The sequence below is a fragment of the Martinezella tropici genome, from assembly GCF_003287875.1.
Lineage (GTDB): Bacteria > Pseudomonadota > Alphaproteobacteria > Rhizobiales > Rhizobiaceae > Rhizobium > Rhizobium tropici_C.
Map to the genome: position 1 here is coordinate 51,091 of NZ_QMKK01000017.1, position 20,753 is coordinate 71,843.

Annotated in this window: 18 protein-coding genes; 9 read left to right on the plus strand and 9 right to left on the minus strand. The window is 57.0% G+C overall.

Translation table 11 applies throughout. From position 1 onward, the window contains the following. Positions 1-6: 6 nt before the first annotated feature. Positions 7-690: a response regulator gene (locus tag DQ393_RS02130; protein WP_112340163.1), complete on the minus strand. Its 684-nt coding sequence runs from the start codon at positions 688-690 to the stop codon at positions 7-9. A 384-nt stretch (positions 691-1,074) separates the two neighbouring features. Here DQ393_RS02130 and DQ393_RS02135 point away from each other — a divergent pair, with 384 nt between their 5' ends. Together DQ393_RS02135 and DQ393_RS02140 are read left to right on the plus strand one after the other, a co-directional pair. Continuing rightward, on the plus strand, positions 1,075-1,338 hold the full coding sequence (locus DQ393_RS02135; RefSeq protein ID WP_112340164.1) for a DUF982 domain-containing protein: 264 nt from the start codon (positions 1,075-1,077) through the stop codon (positions 1,336-1,338). Between the two features lie 170 nt (positions 1,339-1,508). Further along, on the plus strand, positions 1,509-1,700 hold the full coding sequence (locus DQ393_RS02140; protein WP_112340165.1) for a hypothetical protein: 192 nt from the start codon (positions 1,509-1,511) through the stop codon (positions 1,698-1,700). Between the two features lie 217 nt (positions 1,701-1,917). Here DQ393_RS02140 and DQ393_RS02145 read toward each other — a convergent pair whose 3' ends face one another. The 3 genes from DQ393_RS02145 to DQ393_RS34070 form a co-directional block, all read right to left on the minus strand. Continuing rightward, positions 1,918-2,097 carry a hypothetical protein gene (locus tag DQ393_RS02145; RefSeq protein WP_112340166.1) on the minus strand — a complete coding sequence of 60 codons (180 nt, stop codon included), beginning with the start codon at positions 2,095-2,097 and terminating at the stop codon, positions 1,918-1,920. Between the two features lie 230 nt (positions 2,098-2,327). Beyond that, positions 2,328-3,368, minus strand: a complete 1,041-nt coding sequence (locus tag DQ393_RS02150) for an ABC transporter transmembrane domain-containing protein (protein ID WP_112340167.1) — start codon at positions 3,366-3,368, stop codon at positions 2,328-2,330. Next, positions 3,365-3,487: a hypothetical protein gene (locus tag DQ393_RS34070; protein WP_281023927.1), complete on the minus strand. Its 123-nt coding sequence runs from the start codon at positions 3,485-3,487 to the stop codon at positions 3,365-3,367. Before DQ393_RS34070 ends, DQ393_RS02150 begins: the two co-directional genes overlap by 4 nt. 251 nt (positions 3,488-3,738) lie before the next feature. Here DQ393_RS34070 and DQ393_RS02155 point away from each other — a divergent pair, with 251 nt between their 5' ends. After that, on the plus strand, positions 3,739-4,731 hold the full coding sequence (locus DQ393_RS02155; RefSeq protein ID WP_112340191.1) for a zinc-dependent alcohol dehydrogenase family protein: 993 nt from the start codon (positions 3,739-3,741) through the stop codon (positions 4,729-4,731). 38 nt (positions 4,732-4,769) lie between these two features. On the opposite strand, the gene mgtA is transcribed toward DQ393_RS02155, so the two are convergent. Beyond that, the gene (gene mgtA, locus DQ393_RS02160; protein WP_112340168.1) at positions 4,770-7,370 is read right to left on the minus strand and encodes a magnesium-translocating P-type ATPase; all 2,601 of its coding nucleotides are present in this window, start codon (positions 7,368-7,370) and stop codon (positions 4,770-4,772) included. 248 nt (positions 7,371-7,618) lie between these two features. Further along, positions 7,619-8,440, minus strand: a complete 822-nt coding sequence (locus tag DQ393_RS02165) for a universal stress protein (RefSeq protein WP_112340192.1) — start codon at positions 8,438-8,440, stop codon at positions 7,619-7,621. 286 nt (positions 8,441-8,726) lie between these two features. Between DQ393_RS02165 and DQ393_RS02170 the strand changes: the two genes are divergently transcribed. Beyond that, positions 8,727-9,236 (plus strand): Hsp20/alpha crystallin family protein, encoded by a 510-nt coding sequence (locus tag DQ393_RS02170; protein ID WP_112340169.1) that lies wholly within the window; start codon positions 8,727-8,729, stop codon positions 9,234-9,236. A gap of 97 nt (positions 9,237-9,333) precedes the next feature. Here the strand turns inward: DQ393_RS02170 and DQ393_RS02175 are convergent, their stop codons facing one another. Both DQ393_RS02175 and DQ393_RS02180 read right to left on the minus strand, forming a co-directional pair. Beyond that, the gene (locus DQ393_RS02175; RefSeq protein ID WP_112340193.1) at positions 9,334-9,981 is read right to left on the minus strand and encodes a BON domain-containing protein; all 648 of its coding nucleotides are present in this window, start codon (positions 9,979-9,981) and stop codon (positions 9,334-9,336) included. 325 nt (positions 9,982-10,306) lie between these two features. Next, the gene (locus DQ393_RS02180) at positions 10,307-11,140 is read right to left on the minus strand and encodes a universal stress protein (protein ID WP_112340170.1); all 834 of its coding nucleotides are present in this window, start codon (positions 11,138-11,140) and stop codon (positions 10,307-10,309) included. 126 nt (positions 11,141-11,266) lie between these two features. On the opposite strand from DQ393_RS02180, the gene DQ393_RS02185 reads away from it, so the two are divergent. After that, positions 11,267-12,868 (plus strand): MBL fold metallo-hydrolase, encoded by a 1,602-nt coding sequence (locus DQ393_RS02185; RefSeq protein WP_112340171.1) that lies wholly within the window; start codon positions 11,267-11,269, stop codon positions 12,866-12,868. A gap of 470 nt (positions 12,869-13,338) precedes the next feature. Here the strand turns inward: DQ393_RS02185 and DQ393_RS02195 are convergent, their stop codons facing one another. Further along, a complete protein-coding gene (locus DQ393_RS02195; protein ID WP_112340173.1) occupies positions 13,339-13,788 on the minus strand; it encodes a DUF2267 domain-containing protein in 450 nt (149 codons plus the stop codon). A 552-nt stretch (positions 13,789-14,340) separates the two neighbouring features. Between DQ393_RS02195 and DQ393_RS02200 the strand changes: the two genes are divergently transcribed. The 4 genes from DQ393_RS02200 (at position 14,341) to DQ393_RS02215 (ending at position 20,613) form a co-directional block, all read left to right on the plus strand. Next, positions 14,341-15,444: an HlyD family secretion protein gene (locus tag DQ393_RS02200; RefSeq protein ID WP_112340174.1), complete on the plus strand. Its 1,104-nt coding sequence runs from the start codon at positions 14,341-14,343 to the stop codon at positions 15,442-15,444. Continuing rightward, a complete protein-coding gene (gene rbbA, locus DQ393_RS02205; RefSeq protein WP_112340175.1) occupies positions 15,441-18,158 on the plus strand; it encodes a ribosome-associated ATPase/putative transporter RbbA in 2,718 nt (905 codons plus the stop codon). Before DQ393_RS02200 ends, rbbA begins: the two co-directional genes overlap by 4 nt. Before the next feature lies 1 nt (position 18,159). Further along, the gene (locus DQ393_RS02210) at positions 18,160-19,281 is read left to right on the plus strand and encodes an ABC transporter permease (protein ID WP_112340176.1); all 1,122 of its coding nucleotides are present in this window, start codon (positions 18,160-18,162) and stop codon (positions 19,279-19,281) included. Between the two features lie 66 nt (positions 19,282-19,347). Continuing rightward, the gene (locus tag DQ393_RS02215; protein ID WP_112340177.1) at positions 19,348-20,613 is read left to right on the plus strand and encodes an MgtC/SapB family protein; all 1,266 of its coding nucleotides are present in this window, start codon (positions 19,348-19,350) and stop codon (positions 20,611-20,613) included. Positions 20,614-20,753 lie beyond the last annotated feature (140 nt).

Below are 20,753 nucleotides of genomic sequence, written 5' to 3' on the forward strand. Positions count from 1 at the left end.
GATCGATCAACCATTTTGGCGCTTTTCGCGCAGCAGATAGCCGATGCCGCGTATTGTTTCGATGCTGATGGGCAAATCGAATGGGGCGAGGCGGCGGCGCAAGCGGGAGATCGCCAATTCCACGGCGTTGGTCGAGATATCGTCGCCAAATTCGGAGAGCTTGCTTTCGATCAATTGCTTGGGAGTGACCCGGCCCGCGTTGCGAATAAGCAGTTCCAGGACGGACCGCTCGCGCGGTGCGACCGCGAGCGGTTCACCGCCTGCGGCGACCACGCCGTTTGTGGGATCGAAAGATAAGCCGCCAAGGACAATGGCTTCAATATAGTGCGGCGCTCTGCGGCGCAGAAGGGCGCGGCAGCGCGCGAGCAATTCGATGTGATTGAACGGTTTGACGAGATAGTCATCGGCACCGCCGTCGAGGGCCGCCACGCGATCTTCAATCGAACCGCGCGCCGTGATCACGAGGATCGGTGCAGTAAAACCTTCGCGACGTAGTTCCCGGATGAGATCCAAGCCGTCGCCGTCCGGCAAGCCTAAGTCCACCAGGGCCAGGTCGTAGCTGACGGTTTTTGTTGCCAGCAGCGCCGCGCCTACCGTTGCCGCACCATCAAGCCGCCAACCCGCCTGATGGACACTTTCGGTCAGCAAATCGCGCAGGCGGGCACTATCTTCGATCAGTAACAGACGCATACAGACCCCGATTTGCGGTCACGGTGGTTGCGGACCACGACGACAACTTGCTGGTAACGCTTCCCGCCGTGCCAGAGCCCACTCTAGACGAATGAGCCACGCGGTTCGACTGGGATCTTGCAATAACATCGAAATCAGGACCGTACCGCACGGTGGATGTCCAAATCCGAGGCCCGGATACCCTCACGCAGGAATTGCCGAAGCTATTTTCCAGGCAACGAAGACGGTCGACCCATCTGTGATGCCGCGGCTGGTCCGTGACCTCAATTGAGGCATGTCAAAGTAGCCAACCAAATGCCTTGATAAACGTAATATTCGCGACCTTTTCAGCGACGTTTGCCTGTGCGGGTTGCTGATATTCTCGCGCCCGGGGAATCACGCTTTATGAAATGGCATACATCGCATCAGTTTCCCGCGCTGAGGCTCGTCGTACGCGCCGGCGAGAAGTACAGGGTCATCAAGACCGTCCGGGATGCGGCGGTAGCATTGATCTCGGATTGGCCGAGCGATGATGGCGAGGAATATGTCATGGCGATCAGGGCATGCCTTGATGCCCTGAACGACGTCATCCCTCCGGAAGCGGCCAGGGAGGCGCTTATCCGTGCTGCTGCCGAAGAGCGTATCCTTTATATTTCAGTCATCGGATGACGTTGGTTGCGCAAAGGGCGTGCGCTCCCTCTGCGCAGCCACCTCACCCTATTGACGTAGATCAAGGTCCAAAATCGCCAGAGAACCTACCATTTGATCACGAATGCAAAGTGGACTTTTCGTTGTCCGCCTTGACTTCGGGATGGCAGATCCGTGACAAGGAGAAGAACATGCGTGCAGCTTTGCTGGTCGCCGCGATAGCCGGCCTTATCTTCGGTGCCTATGCCTACCAATCCAGTGGCTCCGACAAATCAAAAGAACCGAAGCAACAGTCATCGACGAATACGGGCAGCACAACCGAAAAACCTAAGCTCGGTTACCCGGATCCCTATATTCCCCCGACAAAGGGCAATGGCTTTTGATTTCTAACGACAATCAAAGGATGAAATAATGTCAAAATGTAACCCGACTGTCGTGGTCAAACGTCGGCGCTCGCGTGCGCCGCGATCGGCCTTGAGCCCATCGAAGGCTTTAGGCTCTCTTCCAACAGTCGGTTCTCCCTCCAATATCCAAAGTCCGCCAACTCGTCGCGTGCTGCATCTCTCCGGAATTTCCTCCCGCGACGGGACGACTCATTTTTTATGGCCGGACGCCCGCGTCCAGGCTTCCGACGAGGCCTGACGCCCTGTCGGCCTTTGGATCTTTCACAAAAGGCACCGAGATCTGCACAGCCGGCGATCGATTTTTCAATATGCACGGATGAAGAATGCCGATGGTGCCGACATCCGCGACCGACTCATGCGTGCCGTCGCTGCTCATTATTGAGTTTTCCCTCAATACCTATGCGAGAAGATGCTCGCTGCGCGGTTGTCTCATCCGTCTCAGCAAAGCTGGCCGGATGGAGGATCTCGGATCAACACCGGCGTGAATGCCGTTGGCAGCACGATTGTTATTCGCAGTGACAAATCGAAACATGAGTTTGCCGCCTTCCGCTATGACCCGACGTCGGTGGCCGAGATCGTCAGCGGAGGTTTACACATTTTCAAATCTTAGGAGTGAGTCTCCAGGCATGGAGAAGGGTCCGTCAATTCACCCGCTGACTCGATGCCAGCCTGAGCAGAATTATATATGAGACCGTACTTAACCTGTGTCACGCGCAGATCGCGGTACCAGTTGACGAGATCGCCCCAAGGGTCATTTATCTTTGAAAGACCAGACACGAAGGCGACGACTGTTCCGATTTCGGTCTTCCCGGTAACGACGAAATAGCCGCCCAACGCGAAGATGCCCGCGTAGCCCATCTGTGTCATCAGATTCATCATGAAATTCATCGTGAACTTGATTTTGTAGATGCTCATGTTGATCCGGAAGACATCTCCGATACGCGACGCCTGATGGCCGTCTGTATCAATTGCTTGCCCCATTTGGACGATGTCCTCGCTGACATTGCGCATGATGCCGATCCTTTTTCCGACGCGGCGGTTGATCGCTGCTTGCATGATCGGGACAAAACCACTTTGCGGAAGAAAGATCGTGATGACGATGATCGTAATGAGTGGCTGCAGATAGACCAGATAGCCGCAAACAGCTGTCAATATCCCCATCTGCAACAGAGGCTCCGAAATACTTGTGCCGACGAAGCCACCGACAGGTTCGGCTTCGGCCAAGATGATCGAGAGTTGGACACCTTCGCTGGTCATCATGGAGCCGTCCGTCATCGATGTTCTTGATGCCTCGAATACCTGCAAACGCAGCCATCGGACGGCCGCTTCTCCGATCCAACTGCTGTAGATATTGAGCACAAGTTTCACGGCTCCCTCGGTCAAAGCCAAAAGCACGTATATCAACACCAGCACGGCGATCGTTCGATAGGAGCCATTCTCCGTTGCCGCATTCACGATCCGTCGTTGTACCTCCAGCGGTATGGTTCCCGCTGTAAAGAGCACAATGGATAGTATTGCGGTGGCCAGCTGATGCCACCCCGATGCCCGAAAAACGAAGCCATATAGCGTCCGGGGAAGAATGATTTCCTTCGGGAACGGGCGTGATAGAGCCTCCTTCGCACCGCGAAATGTTTTCAGGATGGTCATTGCGTTGCTGACTTCTCAAGCGCGGTCTGTCGCCCGGTGCCGGTAATCGGCTTCACCCACAAAATGCCGATGATCGTCGCGATCATGACGATCAATATGATCATCAATAGCTTTTGCACTGATGCCCTCCTGACGTGCCAAACAATGTGTCCTGCCTCGAACGCTTTCACGTTTTTGCTATGCGCGCGTTGATCCGGATCAAGGCCGAAGCACAATTTGTGTGAGAGACAAGGGTGGTAAATAACAGCGCTCGCCGCAGCCGTTCCTTTGGCGGAAGAGGTTGCTTGAAACGCAGATCGCACGCCGTTTCCAGGCTTTTTCCTCCGACATCGAGCTTCAAAACGAGCCCCAACTTCGATGGGCTTCAGCCATGAAAGCGATGGTTCTCCAACAAATCGGGAAGCCGCTCATATTTGTCGAACGCGATGATCCAAGGCCCGGTCCTGGCGAGCTGAGGATCAAGGTCGAGGCATGTGCCGTCTGCCGTACTGATCTTCACGTTGTGGACGGCGATCTCAACAATCCAAAGCTTCCGCTTGTACCGGGTCATGAGATCGTGGGTATTGTCGATGCTGTGGGCCCCGGAATCGAAATCGCCAAACTCGGTCGCCGCGTCGGCGTCCCCTGGCTCGGTCATGCATGCGGAACCTGCTCTTTCTGTCAAATGAAGGCTGAGAATCTATGCGACCGGCCGCAATTTACCGGCTATACCCGTGACGGCGGTTTCGCGACGCATGTTGTGGCCGATGCGGCATTCGCATTCGCTCTCGATGCGAGTGCCGATCCCGTATCGCTCGCGCCTCTTTTGTGTGCCGGATTGATTGGCTGGCGTTCGCTCAGGAAGGCCGGCGACGGCAAGCGCATCGGCCTTTTCGGCTTCGGAGCTGCCGCGCACATCCTGACACAGGTCTGCCTTTGGCAAGGCCGCGACGTTTATGCGTTCACGCGCAGCGGCGACCATGCAGCGCAGCAGTTTGCGCTCGATCTCGGCGCCAGATGGGCCGGCTCATCGGAAGAAAGCGCACCAGTTCCGCTCGAGGCAGCCATCATCTTTGCACCGGCAGGCGATCTTGTGCCGATTGCGCTCAAGGCGGTTCGCAAGGGCGGAGTAGTTGTGTGTGGCGGAATTCACATGAGCGACATACCGGCGATGCGTTACGCCGTTCTATGGGGGGAACGCGAGCTTGTCTCAGTTGCCAATTTGACACGCGCGGACGCAGCTGAGTTTTTCCCGATTGCCCAGATGGCCGGCGTGCGAACCCACACCAAGGTCTATCCGCTCGCGAAGGCCAACGAGGCGCTCTCCGATCTGCGCGCCGGGCGTCTCGTCGGCGCAGCGGTATTGGTGCCCGAGGCAAGTTAGCCCGATATAAGCAGCTTTCGCCAATATTGCCGTCACAGTCATCGCGGACGAAAATAGAAACGTTTCACCAGCTCGAGCGCAGCCGCGTAAATCGCCGAGATTGCGATCAGACCTCCCATCAACGGCGCAGGGAGCGGCGTGAAATCGAATATGCTCGCGGCCATTGGAATATACGGCAGGACAAGCGCTATGAGTATAATGACTGCCGTCGACCACAGGAGCAGAGGCCCCGGCTTATCTTTCCATGCCGTCATGGTCGTACGAACGATCAGCATGGTCGCAAGCTGCGTGATGAGGGACTCCACAAACCAAGCCGTGCGGAACTGGTTCGTTGATACATGCACGACGAAAAGCAGAAATCCGAACGTCGCGAAGTCGAACAGTGAACTGACCGGGCCAAAGAAGATCATAAAGCGTTGGATGCTGCGGATGTCCCAACGCCTTGGGCGCTGCACCTGCTGTCGATCGACCCGGTCCGTGGCAATGGCCATGGCTGGAATGTCTGCAAGGAGATTGTTGAGCAGGATCTGCTTGGCGAGCAGCGGTAGGAAGGGGAGGAACAGAGAGGCGATTGCCATGCTGATCATATTGCCGAAGTTCGCGCTCGTTGCGATCGATATGTATTTCATAGTGTTGGCGAAGGTTCGCCGACCGTCGTCTACACCGCGAATCAGCACGTTGAGGTCCTGTTGAAACAGGACGAGATCCGCAGCCTCCCGGGCGACATCGACCGCACCGTCGACAGAAATGCCGACGTCGGCCTCATGAAGGGCTGGAGCATCATTGATGCCGTCGCCCATATAGCCGACGACATGCCCGGAGCGCCGCAGAGCTTTGATAATGAGCTCTTTCTGGTTGGGATCAATCTCGACAAACAGATCTGTTTTTGGCGCGCGGGCAAACAATGCATCACTGCTCATCGACACCAGCTCTGCGCCGGTCAAAACTTGTTTCGTTTTCAGACCGATCGTGTCGGCCAGATGTTTGACGATGTAGCGGTTGTCGCCGGATATGATCTTGATGCCGATACCGCGATGTCTCAACCCCGCCAGTGCATTCTTGATACCTGCCTTCGGCGGATCAAGAAACAATAGAAAGCCCTCGAGGCAGAGCTCGCACTCGTCGTCCACGTCATAAGCCCCCTCGTCTTGAGCGAAACGCCTGGTGGCGATTGCGATCGCCCGAATACCGTCCTCGCCCCACTTGCGATAACGCGCATCGATGTCCGCACGCGACCGGTCATCGAGGGGCTCGACAGCATTACCTGTCCTGACAGAGGTACAGACGGAAAGGATATTGGCGACTGCGCCCTTGCAGACCATCATCGTACCCTGGCCGACCTCATCGACGATGACCGACAACCGTTTGCGCATGAAATCGTATGGAATTTCGTCTTTCTTCACGAAGCCTTTCAGATCTGCGTTAGTCTCGCCGGATGCCAGTATGGCATCATCGAGTGGGTTTTTAAGGCCGGCCTGCAGCGATGCGTTCAAAAAGGCGAGTAAGTGGACCTGCTGCGAGTGCATGCCGCCTATATCGACGCTATCGTCGAGCTTTATGATGCCTTCTGTCAGCGTGCCGGTCTTGTCGGTGCAGAGAAGGTTCATGCTCCCTAGATTTTCAATGGCGTCCAGCCGGCGAATGATGACACCGCCGGCGGCCATGGCGTGTGCGCCACGGGCGAGCGTCATGCTGATAATCACCGGCAAAAGCTCTGGAGTGAGCCCGACGGCCAACGCCAGAGAAAACAGCAGAGAGTCGATCAATGGCCGGTGCAGGAGCAGGTTGGCAACAAAGACGGTAATGACGATCACCAGCATGATCCGTGTCATCAAGTAACCGAATCGTCGTATACCTCGCGAGAAATCCGTTTCGGGTATCTGTCTCGCGATTGCGCCGGCGATGGTCGCATACTCGGTGCGCGTACCCGTATTAACAACGATAACCGTCGCTGTGCCGCTGCGAACCGATGTGCCGGTGAAGACGCAATTGGTCCGGGTGGCGATCGGAGCGTCGGGGGGACAGACACCCGCCATCTTGCCAACCGGGAAGGTCTCGCCCGTCAGAGCGGCCTCGCTGACGTTCAAGTCACGTGACGAAAGGATCATGCCGTCGGCCGGCACAAGACTACCGGCAACAAGCTTGACGATATCACCCGGGACAACGGTGCTTACCGGGACAAGAGATTCTATTCCGCCCCTTACAACCGTCGCCGACAATGAAATACTTTTCTTTAGCGCCTCTAGCGCCTTGGTTGCTCCGTATTCCTGAGAAAAGCCAAGCAAGCAACTCGCAAGGACGATGAGGCTTATAATGATGGCATCATGCATCTCCCCGACCAGCGAAGATACCGTCGCGGCAAAGATAAGAATGAGAACGAGGGGATTCAGAAATTGCCGCACCAGAATATGAAGTGCGTTCATGTGTGTCATCGCGACGACTGTATTCGGACCGTAGCTTTTTAGCCGGGAAATTGCCTCTTGAGGCGAAAGGCCTTTTGCCTGCGAGCCGAGATCGTGCAGCAGAACATCCTCGCTCTTCGACCAATAAGGCGACGGCGACATCGTCGTATCTAGGTTTGTGGAAGCCGGTCTTTTAAGCGGAGCGTTCTTGGTGGTTTCGTCAATTTCAATAGGCATCGGCGGTCACCTCTGATGCCTTACTAGCCATTGCACGGCGCGTGCGCCTTGACCTTTGTCAACAGGCGATCATCCGCTCGCTAAAGCCGGCATGCCGTGACTGTCCCCCGAGATGCGCCACCACTGCGACAGCATGGGAAATGCGCTGATCGAAATGTTGCGATTGGCCCAAGCCGGAACGATAGATATCCGGCATCCAAAATTTGGGGGCGGGGAGTAAACGTTGATATCAATCGTCCGCTGCTTGATCAGTGGGCAACAAGAACCGGCATATCGAGATCGGATAGCAGTGATCGAGTGACTCCTCCAAGGGCAAATTCACGAATTCGGGAATGCCCATAGGCTCCGGCGACAAGCAGATCCGCGTGCAGAGCTCTTGCGCTCGATTGGATAGCGACGGCTACCTCTTCGCCATTTGCACCGGCCACGACAACCTCTACATCCAAGCCGCTGTTGCGTAACACCTCCGCATATCGGGCCCGGCTCCTCTCATTCATTGAGCCATCATCGGTGATCGATATCAAAATGACCTTCGATGCGCCTTCCAGGAATAATCTGGCGCCTGTCAATGCTCTCGACAGCGGCGCGCTGCCATCCCATGCGATTGCCACCGTGTCGATCCGGCCGCAGACGTGTTTCGCAGGGAACAGGACGAGAGGTCGGCCGCTTTCGAACAGAAGGTTCTCAAGCAATGGCATCATGGTCTCGGTCGCCTCGATAATTGACAGGTCATAAGCACGCGAGATTTCTACCAGAGTCTCAAGGATTTGCGGCTCCGACGCTTCGAATGGCTCAATGATGGCGCGAATGTCTGCTTTGCGGGCGTAGTCGTGCACTGCTTCGCTCAACGCGACACCGCTGTCGCGGCTGAAGCGTTTTGCCTCCGAGCTCAGTCTTTCGACGTCGTCAACCCATGGGGATGATTGACCAACGAGTGGCGTCTTGATCTGCAGGACGCTCGCGGTGAGATCCGCCTTTTGATGTCGCGCCAAGTCGATCGCGTTTTGAACGACGGAAAACGAACAGGCTGTGGGATAGGTGATCAATGGCAGATGGAATTGCGGTTTCATGTCAGTCTTCTCCAGCAGGCGGACATAATGATCGCGTGCCCGCCGGCCCGCCGCCTTGATGAAAGTCAAGATTGTTCGACCGGAGAGGAGCCTTATCTGCGCTCATAATCGCCAAATGAAGGCTTCGATCGCCTAACGGCGAGCGATATCGCGCCATTTTGATGCTGATCAATGAACAGTCTGGCAACCTCGTCTTTGATGACTCCGCGTCTCACGATGACGGTTTGGAAAAGGGCCGGGACGAAGTCGTCCTTCAAGGGTCCTCGCAACGAAGAGGAGAAATGATATGCCCGACATGGCAAGAAAACTTCCTGTGAGCACGGAGAAGAAGACGGCGCCCGCTATGGAGCGCTGGGCGCCCTTCGAGAGCCTGCGATCGGAAATTGATCGTGTCTTCAATGACTTCACTCCGGGCTTCCTAGAAGACCGCACACTCGCGCGTTTCCCGAATGCCTTCACGCGCGGCATGCCGGCTGCCGACTTCATCGAGTCCGACAAGACCTATGAGCTCACAGTTGAGCTTCCTGGGATTGACGCGAAGGAGTTGGATCTGACACTCGCCAACGGCATCCTGACGGTCAAAGGCGAAAAGCACGAACGCAAGGAGGAAAAGGAGAAGGAATACTATCTCAGCGAACGGCGCTATGGGTCGTTCCAGCGCAGTCTCCAACTTCCCAACGGTGTCGATGCAGACGGTATCAACGCATCCTTTGAAAATGGTGTTTTGAAGGTCGTTTTACCGAAGACGGCTAATGCTCACAAGAATGACCGGAAAATTGCAATCAAGGCAAGCTAGCCCACAAGCGCTCTACACTTGTCCGTCGCGGCTCAGCTGTAGGTTGCCAAGGGGGCCGGCGGCAGAAGAAGGGAGGGGCTCACCCCTCCCTTTGGCGTTAGCCGACATGAAGATGATTTTCAACAATCGCGACGCCGGGGACAGACCATGCGGCTTGCTCTGCTGCATGACGTTCGCTCCAGGCATGAACGTCACCTTCAAGAACGACTTTGCTGTCGGCGACGCGAACTTTGATTCCATCCGCCTCGATCTCAGCGTTTCGCCGTAGCGCCTGCTCGATCCGTTCCTTGATATCTGACGCGCCGACAAGTTGCCGGATGGTTAGGATATTCGTCACGCCAACAACGCCGCCAAGCTTTTTGACAGCATTTTCCGCCGCCATGCGCTGGAAGTGCCAGCGTACTTCGCCAGAGAGTGTTACCCATCCGCGCTGGACCTTGACGTCAATGGCGCCGTCGGGCAACGCAGTGTCCCAGGTAATGATATCAAGTGCGCGAGCTGCGATTTCATCGTCGGCATGCCTTTTCTGCTCGGGCCAACGCACATCGATCTCATCGGCAATCGCCCGGACGCCTTTTACCCGCCGAGTAACTGCCTCCGCCGCCATTTTCTCGGCACAGCTCTTCACATGGCCAGATAGTGTCGCGACGCCATTCTCCACCGAAACGCCGATCGCGGCAGCGTCAATGCTGGGATCAAATTCCAGTTCGTCGAGGATATCTCGACGTATCTTCAGGTCACTCAAGATGTCCTCCTTGAAGACAATTGATCGAGGCTCGCGCCTCAAACCAAATCTCGTCAATCCGGCGTGCGGTGTCATTGCGCTGGGTCAAAGACGAAACCGCGTCTTGGCGAACTTCGTCGGGTCGGTCGGGGCCGGCGGGTAGACCCGGGTCGCATGGAACGGAATCCTCCGATGCTCGGATCAGGGGCTGTCAAGCTTCGTCTTCTGTCGATTGCTGACTGGCCGCATTTGCTGATTTATGGGCTATCTGTTGACCATGCGACGTCTACAATATGCTTGGCGGGCATCAAGGAGGCATGCCGGAAAACAGCATTTGCCCTTGCTTTCAGTGGGCAAGAAACAACGGTATGTCCGAGTCTTTCAGCATCGATCGTGTCACTCCGCCGAACAGGCGTTCCTGTAAGCGTGGATGACTATAGGCTCCCATGACGATCATGTCGGCTGCGATGTCGGCGGCGTGTTGTCGCAACGTTTCATCGATCAATCGACCGCCGCTCGCAACGCAGTCGACATCGACCTTGACGCCATGTCGCGCGAGGAAGGCGGCGATATCCGCGCCAGGCTCTTCGCCGTTGACGGAGCGCTCAGCAAGGGGATCGACAAGCGTGACATGCACCGTTCCGGCGGCTTGCAAGAAGTCGATCGACTGGCGCGCGGCGCGCGCTGCCTCCTCCCCAGAGTCCCAGGCCAGCAAAATTGTTTTCGGCAGGAGCCGAACCATCTTGTCGCCCGGGGTGACAAGCACCGGTGTGGGCGACTGAAATAACGCCCCGTCGATCACTCTTCGCCGAAGTTCCTCGTTGCGGGCGGCCTGCGGACCGATGAGGACAAGATCGGCATAAAGAGCTCGCTCGGCTATGTCATCGTCTGCCCAGGCAAATTCCGTGTAGACTTCCTGCACGTCATAGGAGGACGCGCTCCCGCTGAGCAGCGTTTTGATATCGGCTGCTTTTTCGGTCAATCTGTCTATTTCACGTTGCCGCTCATCGAGCCTGATCGTGGAGAGGGCATCATATGTGGTGAGCGGAGGCGTGACGCACATCGAAACCACCAAGGCGGTAAGATGGGCACCATGCGTTTGGCAAAAGTCGACGGCGCCCTTCAGGTCATCCTTGAATTGACTGACGTCGAGGATACTCAAGACGGTTTTGATGGGCATGGTCGGATCGCCTTTCCTGGTTGGAGGAAAGGACAGCAAACCTCACTTTCAACCTCATTTCCTTGATTTTCCGCAAAGCGAACCCGATCCGCCGCGCATAAGGTTGGGTGCATGCGAGGGAACCAGATGTCGGATTCAATTTTACATTTCTACGGTGCGGCCGGATCGGTAACCGGCTCGTGCTTTGTCCTTGAGCACCGCGGCACACGCACAATGGTCGATTGCGGCATGTTCCAGGGCTCCAAGACAGAGAAGGAACTGAATTACAGGCCGTTCCCGTTCGATGCCTCTCTGGTTGACGCCGTCATTTTGACCCATGCGCATATCGATCATTCGGGACTTATCCCGAAGTTGGTGAAAGCCGGTTTCGAAGGGCCCATCCATTGCACGCCGGCGACCTTGGATCTGTGTTCGATCATGCTGCAAGACTCCGGACATATTCAGGAATCAGAAGTCGAGCAGCTGAATCGCCGCCACCGGCATAGATCGCGCGATACGTTGCAACCCATTTACACCGCAGAAGACGCGCGTGCCGCGATGATGCAGTTTCGAGCGGTTGCCTATAAAGAATGGCAGAGATTGGAGGGCGGACTTGGATTTCGGCTTTGGGACGCCGGACATCTGCTCGGTTCGGCTTCGGTCGAAATCGAGCTTGCGACCGAAAATGGCCCCATCCGCATACTGTTTTCCGGTGACGTCGGTCCGCAACACAAACTTTTGGAGGCCCGGCCGGATGCTCCTAAGGACTTCGATTACGTCATCTGTGAAAGCACGTATGGGGATCGTGAACGAGACGAAGCTTCCGACGTCGCTCGTCGCGGGCAACTTCGCGAGATCCTTCTCAAGGCCTATCATCCCAACAGCGCTCTGCTGATCCCATCATTTGCGGTCGAACGCACACAGGAATTACTTGCTGATATCAATGTGCTGATGGATGCTGGTGAGATATCCCGCTGTCCGATCGTCATCGACTCTCCATTGGCTTCGCGCGCGACCGCAATCTTCAAGCAGTATGCGCATTCCATCCCCAACGGCGACCTACTGATCAAAGCACTGAATGCCAAAAATGTACGCTTTACGGAAACGGCCGAGCAATCAAAAGCAATCGACCTCATTCGCGGCTTCCATATCATCATCGCTGCCAGCGGCATGTGTGAGGCCGGCCGCATTCGTCACCGTCTCAAGAACTGGCTATGGCGCGATGAAGGCACGGTGTTGCTCGTCGGATTCCAGGCAGCCGGCACGCTCGGGAGGATTCTTGAAGACGGCGCGCGCACCGTAAAAATCCAGGGCGAAGAAATCATCGTCCGCGCGACTGTGCGATCACTGGATGCCTATAGCGGTCACGCCGACGCCAGCGAATTGAGCGCTTGGATAGACGCCAGAAAGCCGATTCGCTCAGGGCTGTTTCTGGTCCACGGCGAGCCTGCCGCGCGCGACAGTTTGAAATCTCGTCTGCTGGTCGAGAAGCCGGAAGCGACCATCATCGTGCCATCGCTCGACGACAGCTACAGTCTGACGAAAACAGCCGCCGTACCGCTCGCACGTGGTACGCCGCCTCCGCGCCTAGTACCCCAGGATGTCGGCCATTCGGATTGGCATAATGACTATCAATCGATCGTCCTCGATCTGGAGGAGCGGTTGCGTCAAACCGCCGACCGGAAAGGGCGCGCCGTCATTCTTCGGCGCGTCAAAAGAGCTCTTGAGGAAGACGGGCGTTCAAGCTAACCACAAAGGAACAAGACCATGCTGACAACGAATCGTGATTGCAGAAGGGGAGGGCAGCGATTTGCAATTCCGACACTTGGAGAGGTCGAGGGCAAGCTCATCGCCTCGGAAGTTGTCGCCACAAGTTGCCTCCATGAGCTTTCGGCCCATTCCGGCAGCAAGGGAATGCTCTCGATCAGGAATAAGATCAGACAAGCCCTTGATGCGCGCTGCACAAGCGCAAGCCTTTGTCACGAGGATACCGATGTGGCGGTAGCATATGCCTTGGAGCTGCTTGATTCAGCAGCGGAAGTCGCAGGCAACCAGGCTGGTACCACAGCGAAGTCCGGTGGTTGCGAGACTGTCCGCCGATTGCGGCGCATGGCGAGCGTGAAATGACGGCGCACGGCAGCAATCGGTCGGAATAGAGGGCAGCGCGGCAAGCCCATGCGTTTCTCAAATCGCAGTTTGCCTGTGTTCCTCTTGTTAAGCTACGCGGCGCTATTTGATTGCTGTGGGCGCTCGGGCCAGAGCGACCCGAGAGAAGGATTTATCGCCAGTCTGACTTTCTTGATCACAGGTGGGCTCAAGCGATGATCCAGCAATTTGAAGACATTCTGTGCTGCTTTTTCGACGCCCATATCATTCAGCCTCACTGATCGCGTGCCTATGCTCGCAAAGAAATCCTTTCTATTTGAGCACGGTTGGGTGTGTTCAGGTTGCCAGTTTTCGTAGAATAGTCCCCGGATCAATGGCGGCAGATGCGCTGAGAAGTCAGCCATGGCCTTCTGGCCCATGGAATCCCGAAGCGCGTGTAGGACACAGCGCAGGCAATCATAGGCCTCATTCCGTTCGCAATGGAGATATTCGGACAATTCTACGATCCATGTTTCGGCTTGGTGCGCAGAATCCGAGAAGGTCTGGGAAGGAATAAAGTTCATGGCAAGCCTCCTTGATCGAGACTATCGTCACCGAATTCCCGATGATGCGCATTGTCCTGGATCAACATCACGGTTCTATTTGCGCGGGATGTTGGTGCGAAGTCTTGCCGGGCTTTGACGATTAATTGCAGAACTATTTTTCCCGAGTTGAACGGTCTCCATCGATCACTTATGAAAGGCGACCTTCGGCGCCATAGAGCCCGCTGGGAACTTCGCGCCATAGATCAGCGGGATCCTTGTCGATGACGACCTCAATCCCGGTGAGTCCACCCTCCGTCTGTTCGATCACGGGCATGCCTCCGCCGCCCGTGCAGATGACGGTCACGCCGTTATCGACCAGTGGAGACGAAGCGGGACCTGTCTATCAAGCCGAAAGAATGGCAGGGGGATGTGAGATCCTACGGCCTTTTGCTGTTTCTGGCCGGCCGAAATCTCTCGCAAAGGACGGAAAATCTTTCTTCACGGATCGGATCGAACAATGTCTCGAGTGACGGCGACGTTTGCACTCGGCAGATGATCTACATCAATGATGGGGAGTCCCACCCGTGAATAATGAACGCAGCGCCTGAGTGGTTCGCCACGCCGGCAGCACCCACCAATTCGTTCTTCGGGAGCCGGTTCTTGCACAAATCCCACGTCCCTCTTTTTTTCGCCGTTGTTGCGGTCCTGAGCCTAAATGCAGGAAGCCGCGAGGTCGCGGCGCGAGATGCAACAACATTTAGCGATCACATGCAGCAGCTCTGGAGCAAGTTGCGCGGCAACCAACAGCCGGCCGGCATCGCGATGTCCAACGGTCGCATAGAGGCGCAACAGGTTCTGATTTCCGCGAAATTCGCTGGTCGTGTCGCTGATATTCTTGTTGAAGAGGGACAGATAGTCGATGCTGGCGCCGTCATTGCGCGCATGGACACGTCCGAGCTCGACGCGCAGCTTTCGGGTGCGGAGGCGGACGTTCGGCGTTCCGAAACCGGTGTGGCGAGCGCCGAGGCGACTATTGCGCAGCGCGGGAGCGAACTCACGCTCGCGCATCAGGAGCTTGACCGCGCCTTCGATCTCAGCGCCACGGGAAGTGGTACACGGCAACAACTCGACCTGCGTCGCAGCCAGCTCGCCGTTGCCGAGGCCACCTCCCGTTCCGCGCTCGCAAGCCGAGATGAGGCTCAAGCCGCCCTGGATGCCGCCCGCGCCGAGGTGGCGCGCATTCGCTCGCAACTCGACGATGCGATCCTAAAGGCGCCCAGACGAGGGCGTGTGGAATACAAGTTGGTGCAGTCGGGCGAAGTGGTGGCAGCCGGGGCGCCGGTTGCGACGCTGCTCGATCTGGCGGACGTCTACATGACGGTTTTTCTGCCGGCGCGAACCGCTTGGCGTCTCGCTTTTGGCGATGAGGCACGCATCATCCTCGATCCCGCTCCCGACTACGTCGTGCCCGCGACCATATCCTTCGTCGCCGCGGAGGCGCAGTTCACGCCGAAAACAGTGGAGACCGAGGATGAACGCGAGAAGCTGATGTTTCGTGTCAAACTCCGTATCGCGTCCGATTTGCTGAAGCAGTACGAAACGCGGGTGAAGACAGGAGTTCGAGGCGTGGGCTACGTGCGCACCGACCCAGCTGCTCCCTGGCCGTCGCAACTCGTTGTGAAGTTACCCCAATGATGGGTACTGCTATCCGCTTCGATGGCGTTACACATCGCTACGGAAAAAAAGTCGCGCTCGACGGGGTCGAACTCGCCGTTCCGGCCGGCTGCATGGCGGGCGTGATTGGCCCGGACGGCGTTGGAAAGTCGACGCTGCTCGCGCTCGCTGCCGGTGTAACGAGGCTGCAACAAGGCAACATACACGTCCTCGACGGCGATATGTCCAATGCGCGTCAACGCCGTCTCGTCGGCGCCAGCATCGCCTACATGCCCCAAGGTCTGGGGCGTAATCTCTATCCGACGCTGAGCGTTGCCGAAAATCTCGATTTCTTCGGTCGCCTCTTCGCGATGGATCGCAATGAGCGCCGCGAACACATGGACGAACTGCTCAAAATCACCGGGCTTTCCCAGTTTCGGGATCGCCCCGCCGGTAAGCTGTCTGGCGGCATGAAACAGAAACTTGGTATCTGTGCTGCTCTTATTCATGATCCGGACATTCTTATTCTCGATGAGCCGACGACTGGTATCGATCCGTTGTCCCGCCGACAATTCTGGGAGTTGATCGCACGCATGCGGGCGCGGCGGCCGGGGATGAGCGTCGTCGTCGCCACGGCGTATATGGAAGAAGCCGAACGTTTCGATTGGCTTGTCGCCATGTATGGCGGCCGGGTCATCGCGACGGGGAGCCCGGCCGAGATCAAGCGAAGCACAAGACAATCCTCCCTGGAGGGTGCCTTCGTTGCACTCTTGCCGGAGGAGGTACGCAGAGCCGATGCGCCGCTTCTCGTCGTCCCGCGCCCGGTGGGAGATGGTGTCCCCGCCATAGAGGCTGAGGGACTTACCAGACGTTTTGATGACTTCACGGCGGTGGATCACGTAAGCTTTCGCATCGAAAGGGGCGAGATTTTCGGTTTTCTCGGCTCCAATGGCAGCGGCAAAAGTACGACCATGAAGATGCTGACGGGTTTGCTTCCCGCAAGCGAAGGGGAGGCGCGCCTCTTCGGTCAGCCGCTTAAGGCCGGGGATTTGGAAACCCGGCGTCGCGTCGGCTACATGTCTCAGGCTTTTTCTCTTTATAGCGAACTCTCGGTCCGCCAGAACCTGGTGCTGCATGCACAGTTGTTTGGCCTTTCGGCCGAGCAGGTGACGGTTCGCGTCATGGAAATGCTTGCCGATTTCGAACTGGCGGCTGTTGCCGATAATCGCCCGGAGAGCCTGCCGCTCGGCATGCGACAGCGCCTGCAACTGGCGGCGGCGGTCATCCATCGCCCGGAGGTATTGATCCTGGACGAGCCGACATCCGGGGTCGATCCGGTCGCCCGCGACAGTTTCTGGCGCTCACTCCTGAGCCTGTCGCGCAAAGATGGCGTAACGATCTTTCTGTCCACGCATTTCATGAACGAAGCCGAACGTTGCGATCGCATTTCCATGATGCACGAGGGCAAGGTGCTCGCCGTCGGCAGCCCGGCGGGGCTGAAGAAGCAGCGCGGTCGCGAGGCGCTGGAGGATGTCTTCATCGACGTCCTCACCGAGGCGGGAATGGGACGGGACGACACGCCGGCAATCACAACTGCGGCAAAGGCTGCCCACGTCTCAAAGCCGGGCATCTTCGATCTTCGCCGCTTATGGGCCTATGCATGGCGCGAGACCCTGGAAATACGCCGTGACCCCACGCGTTTGATCTTCGCATTTCTAGGTCCGGTGATCCTCCTCTTGGCATTCGGTTACGGCATCTCCTTCGATGTGGAGCGTCTGCCCTTTGCGGTTTTCGATCAGGACCAATCGGCTGAAAGCAGGCAACTTCTGGAGAGCTTCCAGGGTTCGCGCTATTTTGATGAGCAGCCGGCGGTATCCTCCATCGATGACCTGGAGACCCGTCTCAAAAGCGGCGAGCTGAAGCTGGCGATCGAGATTCCCACCGACTTCGGGAGAGATGTCCAACGTCAGACACGCCCGGAAATCTCGGTCTGGCTCGACGGCGCCATGCCTTTCCGGGCGGAGACGGCGCGCGGCTATGTCTCAGGACTTGCCACGGCCTACCTGACCGACAACGCCACGCGCCGCAGCGGTCGCAACACATCAGCTTACCCGATCGATATCGAAAGCCGCTTTCGTTACAATCAGGCTTTTAAAAGCGCCAATGCCATTGTGCCAAGTGTCATCGTGCTGATGCTGGTGCTCATTCCCGCCATCATGACAGCGCTTGGCGTCGTCAAGGAGAAAGAGACTGGATCCATCGCCAACTTCCAGTCGACGCCCGTCACGAAGATCGAATTCCTTCTTGGCAAGCAGTTGCCTTATGTCGCAATCGCCTTCCTGAGTTTCATTCTTCTTGTGCTGATCACACGTTTTGTCTTCGCAGTGCCGGTCAAAGGCTCCCTCCTGACCTTTGCTGTTGGGTCGCTGCTTTATGTTTTCGCGACGACCGGCTTCGGCCTGTTCATATCGAGCTTTGTCCGCAGTCAGGTCGCCGCTATTTTTGCAACGGCCATCATCGCCATTATCCCGGCGGTAAATTTTTCCGGACTGCTCGTCCCGGTCTCGTCGCTTTCGGGGGGCGCGCGCCTGATGGGGCTTGCTTTCCCGTCGGCTTGGTATCAACCAGTCAGCGTCGGTGTCGTTGCAAAGGGGCTCGGTTTTGCCGACCTCTGGCTCGATATGTTGGTGATCGGCCTCTTTGGACTCGGGTTCATCGCAGCTGCGATCATTTCGTTGCGAAAGAGGGGCGCGTGATATGGTTGCCCGTCTTTTCCGGATCCTTCGTCTCGGCATCAAGGAACTTTATAGCCTCAAGGCTGATCCCGTTCTCGTCGTGCTGATCGTCTATACATTTACCTTCGCCATCTACGCCGTGGCGACGGGTGCGAAATTCGAGGTTGAGAATGCCGCGGTGGCGATCGTCGATGAAGACCGTTCGATGCTGTCCGCACGATTGCGCGATGCCTTGCTGCAGCCCTTTTTCAAGCCTCCGGAACTGATCGATGCCGACGAGATCGATGCTGTGATGGACGCCGGCCGCTTCGTTTTCGTCGTCGAGATTCCACCCAAATTCGAGCAGGACGTGATCGCCGGTCGCCATCCATCGGTCCAGCTCGATGTCGACGCGACCGCGATGTCGCAGGCCGGCAACGGAGCCTCCTATATCCAGAATATCATCCTGCAGGAAGTGCTGACAGCAATGCCCGGAGCTGATCAGAAACAGCCGATCAATCTGGTCGTAAGGGCGAAATTCAACCCCAATCTCAAATCCGAATGGTTCACGGCGGTGATGCAAGTGATCAATAATATCACCATGCTCTCGGTCATCTTGACGGGCGCAGCACTGATCCGCGAGCGCGAACATGGAACGATCGAGCACCTGCTCGTCATGCCGGTCACCCCCATCGAGATCATGCTCGCAAAAATATGGGCGAATGGCCTCGTCATCGTCGTCGCGGCGACCTTTTCGCTTATCGTCGTCGTCGAGCGCCTGCTCGGTGTGCCCGTCGCCGGATCTGTGGGCCTCTTTGTAGCCTCGGCCATCCTCTACCAGTTTTCGGTGACGTCACTCGGCATTTTGATTGCCACCGTTTCGACCTCGATGGCGCAGTTTGGACTGATTGTGATGCCGGTTCTTATCATCATGAATCTTTTGTCCGGAAGCACGACACCTATGGAGAGCATGCCTGGCTGGTTGCAGAATGTAATGCAGCTTTCGCCATCGACACATTTCGTCTCGTTATCGCAGGCGGTGCTTTATCGGGGAGCCGGGTTTGCGATCATATGGCCGCAAATGCTGGCGCTCTTCGGCACCGGAGCGGCATTCTTTGCCTTGGCCACGTTGCGTTTTCGCAAGTCGCTTCTCAGCGGTCAGTGAGGTGACTGGCAGTGGGATTTGGTAGTCCAGATTGCTTGCGCATTCGCTCGTCAGTATTGTCGTAGAATGGATATCATGGAAGCGTTTCAGCGTCTCAGCCTCGCTCTTGCTATCGGCATTTTGGTCGGGGTTGAGCGCGGCTGGCAGGAGCGTGAGACGGCGCCCGGTAAAAGAACGGCCGGTATTCGCACGTTCGGCCTGTCCGGCTTTCTCGGCGGCTTGGCGGGTTTCCTTTATATTAAGCTCGGACCGATCCTGCCGACCGCCATTTTCACTGTGTTCGGCAGCGCCTTCATCGTCTTCAACCGATACGAAGCCGAGCGGGAACAGGATTACAGCGTCACCAGTGTCATAGCGGCTCTTGCGGTCTTCGTCCTTGGGGTCATTGCGACCGTTTCCGACATGACCGTAGCTGCGGCCGGAAGCGTCGCGGTGACCGCCTTGCTGGCTGCTCGCCATAGCCTGCATGGATTCCTGCGAAACCTGACCTGGTTGGAACTAAGGGCTGCGCTCGTGCTGCTTGCCATGACGCTCGTTGCGCTGCCGCTCCTGCCCGACAGAACAATCGATCCCTGGAATGCCATCAATCCATTCCAGCTATGGCTGCTGACCATCATGATTGCCGCCATCTCCTATGTCGGTTATCTGGCGGTCCGCATTGCCGGACCAAAACATGGAATCCTCTTTAGTGGCGCCGCAGGCGGGTTCATTTCATCGACTGCCGTTACCTTGTCCTTTGCGCGTTTATCGTCTGGAAGCGCACAGGCAACCCGCAGCCTTGTTGCCGGCGCGTCGATCGCAGGAGCAATGTCCATTGGACGGGCACTGGTCATCAGCGGCATACTGGCGCCTGTGCTCGTTCCCAAGCTAGCCGCCGCGTTCGTTCCCGTTGTTCTCGTCTTTCTTTCGGCAACCTTCTTGATGCTCAGGGGAGCGAAGGCCGACGATAACGCCATGGACATCAATCCGGATAATCCGTTCGAATTGCTCACGGTTCTACGCTTCGGAGCATTTCTCGGCGTCATAAGTTTTATATCGAAATTCACGATCGACCAGATTGGGCTGTCGGCTATCTTTGTCGTCGCACTGCTTTCCGGACTTGCCGATCTTGATGCTATCACTCTGTCGACGGCGCGCATAGCGGGCTCGGCGCTGACGACGGAGGCTGCGACCATCGCGATCTCCTTGGCCGCAGCCGCCAATCTGACAATGAAGATGGTGCTGGCCATCCTGTTCGGAAGCCGCGCCTACGCCACAGCACTGAGTGTGACAACAGTGACTGCGCTCGTGGTCGCCGTTGCCGCCTATTTTGGGTTTAGCGCGTTGGCCTGATAGTGGGCTCAGGGCCGACCCTGAGCATCGCAAACTCTCGCGGAGGCGCGGCCGACCGGAGCCCATTTGACGGAAATCAATGCCGCGCTGCTCCCTCGATTTAGATCTGGATGGAGAATGTCCAGACACGTCTTGTCGCA

What these genes read in the sequence shown, in the direction of transcription:
- DQ393_RS02130 (WP_112340163.1), bottom strand. Translation starts at nt 690, where the DNA reads ATGCGTCTGTTACTGATCGAAGATAGTGCCCGCCTGCGCGATTTGCTG.
- DQ393_RS02135 (WP_112340164.1), top strand. Translation starts at nt 1,075, where the DNA reads ATGAAATGGCATACATCGCATCAGTTTCCCGCGCTGAGGCTCGTCGTA.
- DQ393_RS02140 (WP_112340165.1), top strand. Translation starts at nt 1,509, where the DNA reads ATGCGTGCAGCTTTGCTGGTCGCCGCGATAGCCGGCCTTATCTTCGGT.
- DQ393_RS02145 (WP_112340166.1), bottom strand. Translation starts at nt 2,097, where the DNA reads ATGAGCAGCGACGGCACGCATGAGTCGGTCGCGGATGTCGGCACCATC.
- DQ393_RS02150 (WP_112340167.1), bottom strand. Translation starts at nt 3,368, where the DNA reads ATGACCATCCTGAAAACATTTCGCGGTGCGAAGGAGGCTCTATCACGC.
- DQ393_RS02155 (WP_112340191.1), top strand. Translation starts at nt 3,739, where the DNA reads ATGAAAGCGATGGTTCTCCAACAAATCGGGAAGCCGCTCATATTTGTC.
- mgtA (WP_112340168.1), bottom strand. Translation starts at nt 7,370, where the DNA reads ATGCCTATTGAAATTGACGAAACCACCAAGAACGCTCCGCTTAAAAGA.
- DQ393_RS02165 (WP_112340192.1), bottom strand. Translation starts at nt 8,440, where the DNA reads ATGAAACCGCAATTCCATCTGCCATTGATCACCTATCCCACAGCCTGT.
- DQ393_RS02170 (WP_112340169.1), top strand. Translation starts at nt 8,727, where the DNA reads ATGCCCGACATGGCAAGAAAACTTCCTGTGAGCACGGAGAAGAAGACG.
- DQ393_RS02180 (WP_112340170.1), bottom strand. Translation starts at nt 11,140, where the DNA reads ATGCCCATCAAAACCGTCTTGAGTATCCTCGACGTCAGTCAATTCAAG.
- DQ393_RS02185 (WP_112340171.1), top strand. Translation starts at nt 11,267, where the DNA reads ATGTCGGATTCAATTTTACATTTCTACGGTGCGGCCGGATCGGTAACC.
- DQ393_RS02195 (WP_112340173.1), bottom strand. Translation starts at nt 13,788, where the DNA reads ATGAACTTTATTCCTTCCCAGACCTTCTCGGATTCTGCGCACCAAGCC.
- DQ393_RS02200 (WP_112340174.1), top strand. Translation starts at nt 14,341, where the DNA reads ATGAACGCAGCGCCTGAGTGGTTCGCCACGCCGGCAGCACCCACCAAT.
- rbbA (WP_112340175.1), top strand. Translation starts at nt 15,441, where the DNA reads ATGATGGGTACTGCTATCCGCTTCGATGGCGTTACACATCGCTACGGA.
- DQ393_RS02210 (WP_112340176.1), top strand. Translation starts at nt 18,160, where the DNA reads ATGGTTGCCCGTCTTTTCCGGATCCTTCGTCTCGGCATCAAGGAACTT.
- DQ393_RS02215 (WP_112340177.1), top strand. Translation starts at nt 19,348, where the DNA reads ATGGATATCATGGAAGCGTTTCAGCGTCTCAGCCTCGCTCTTGCTATC.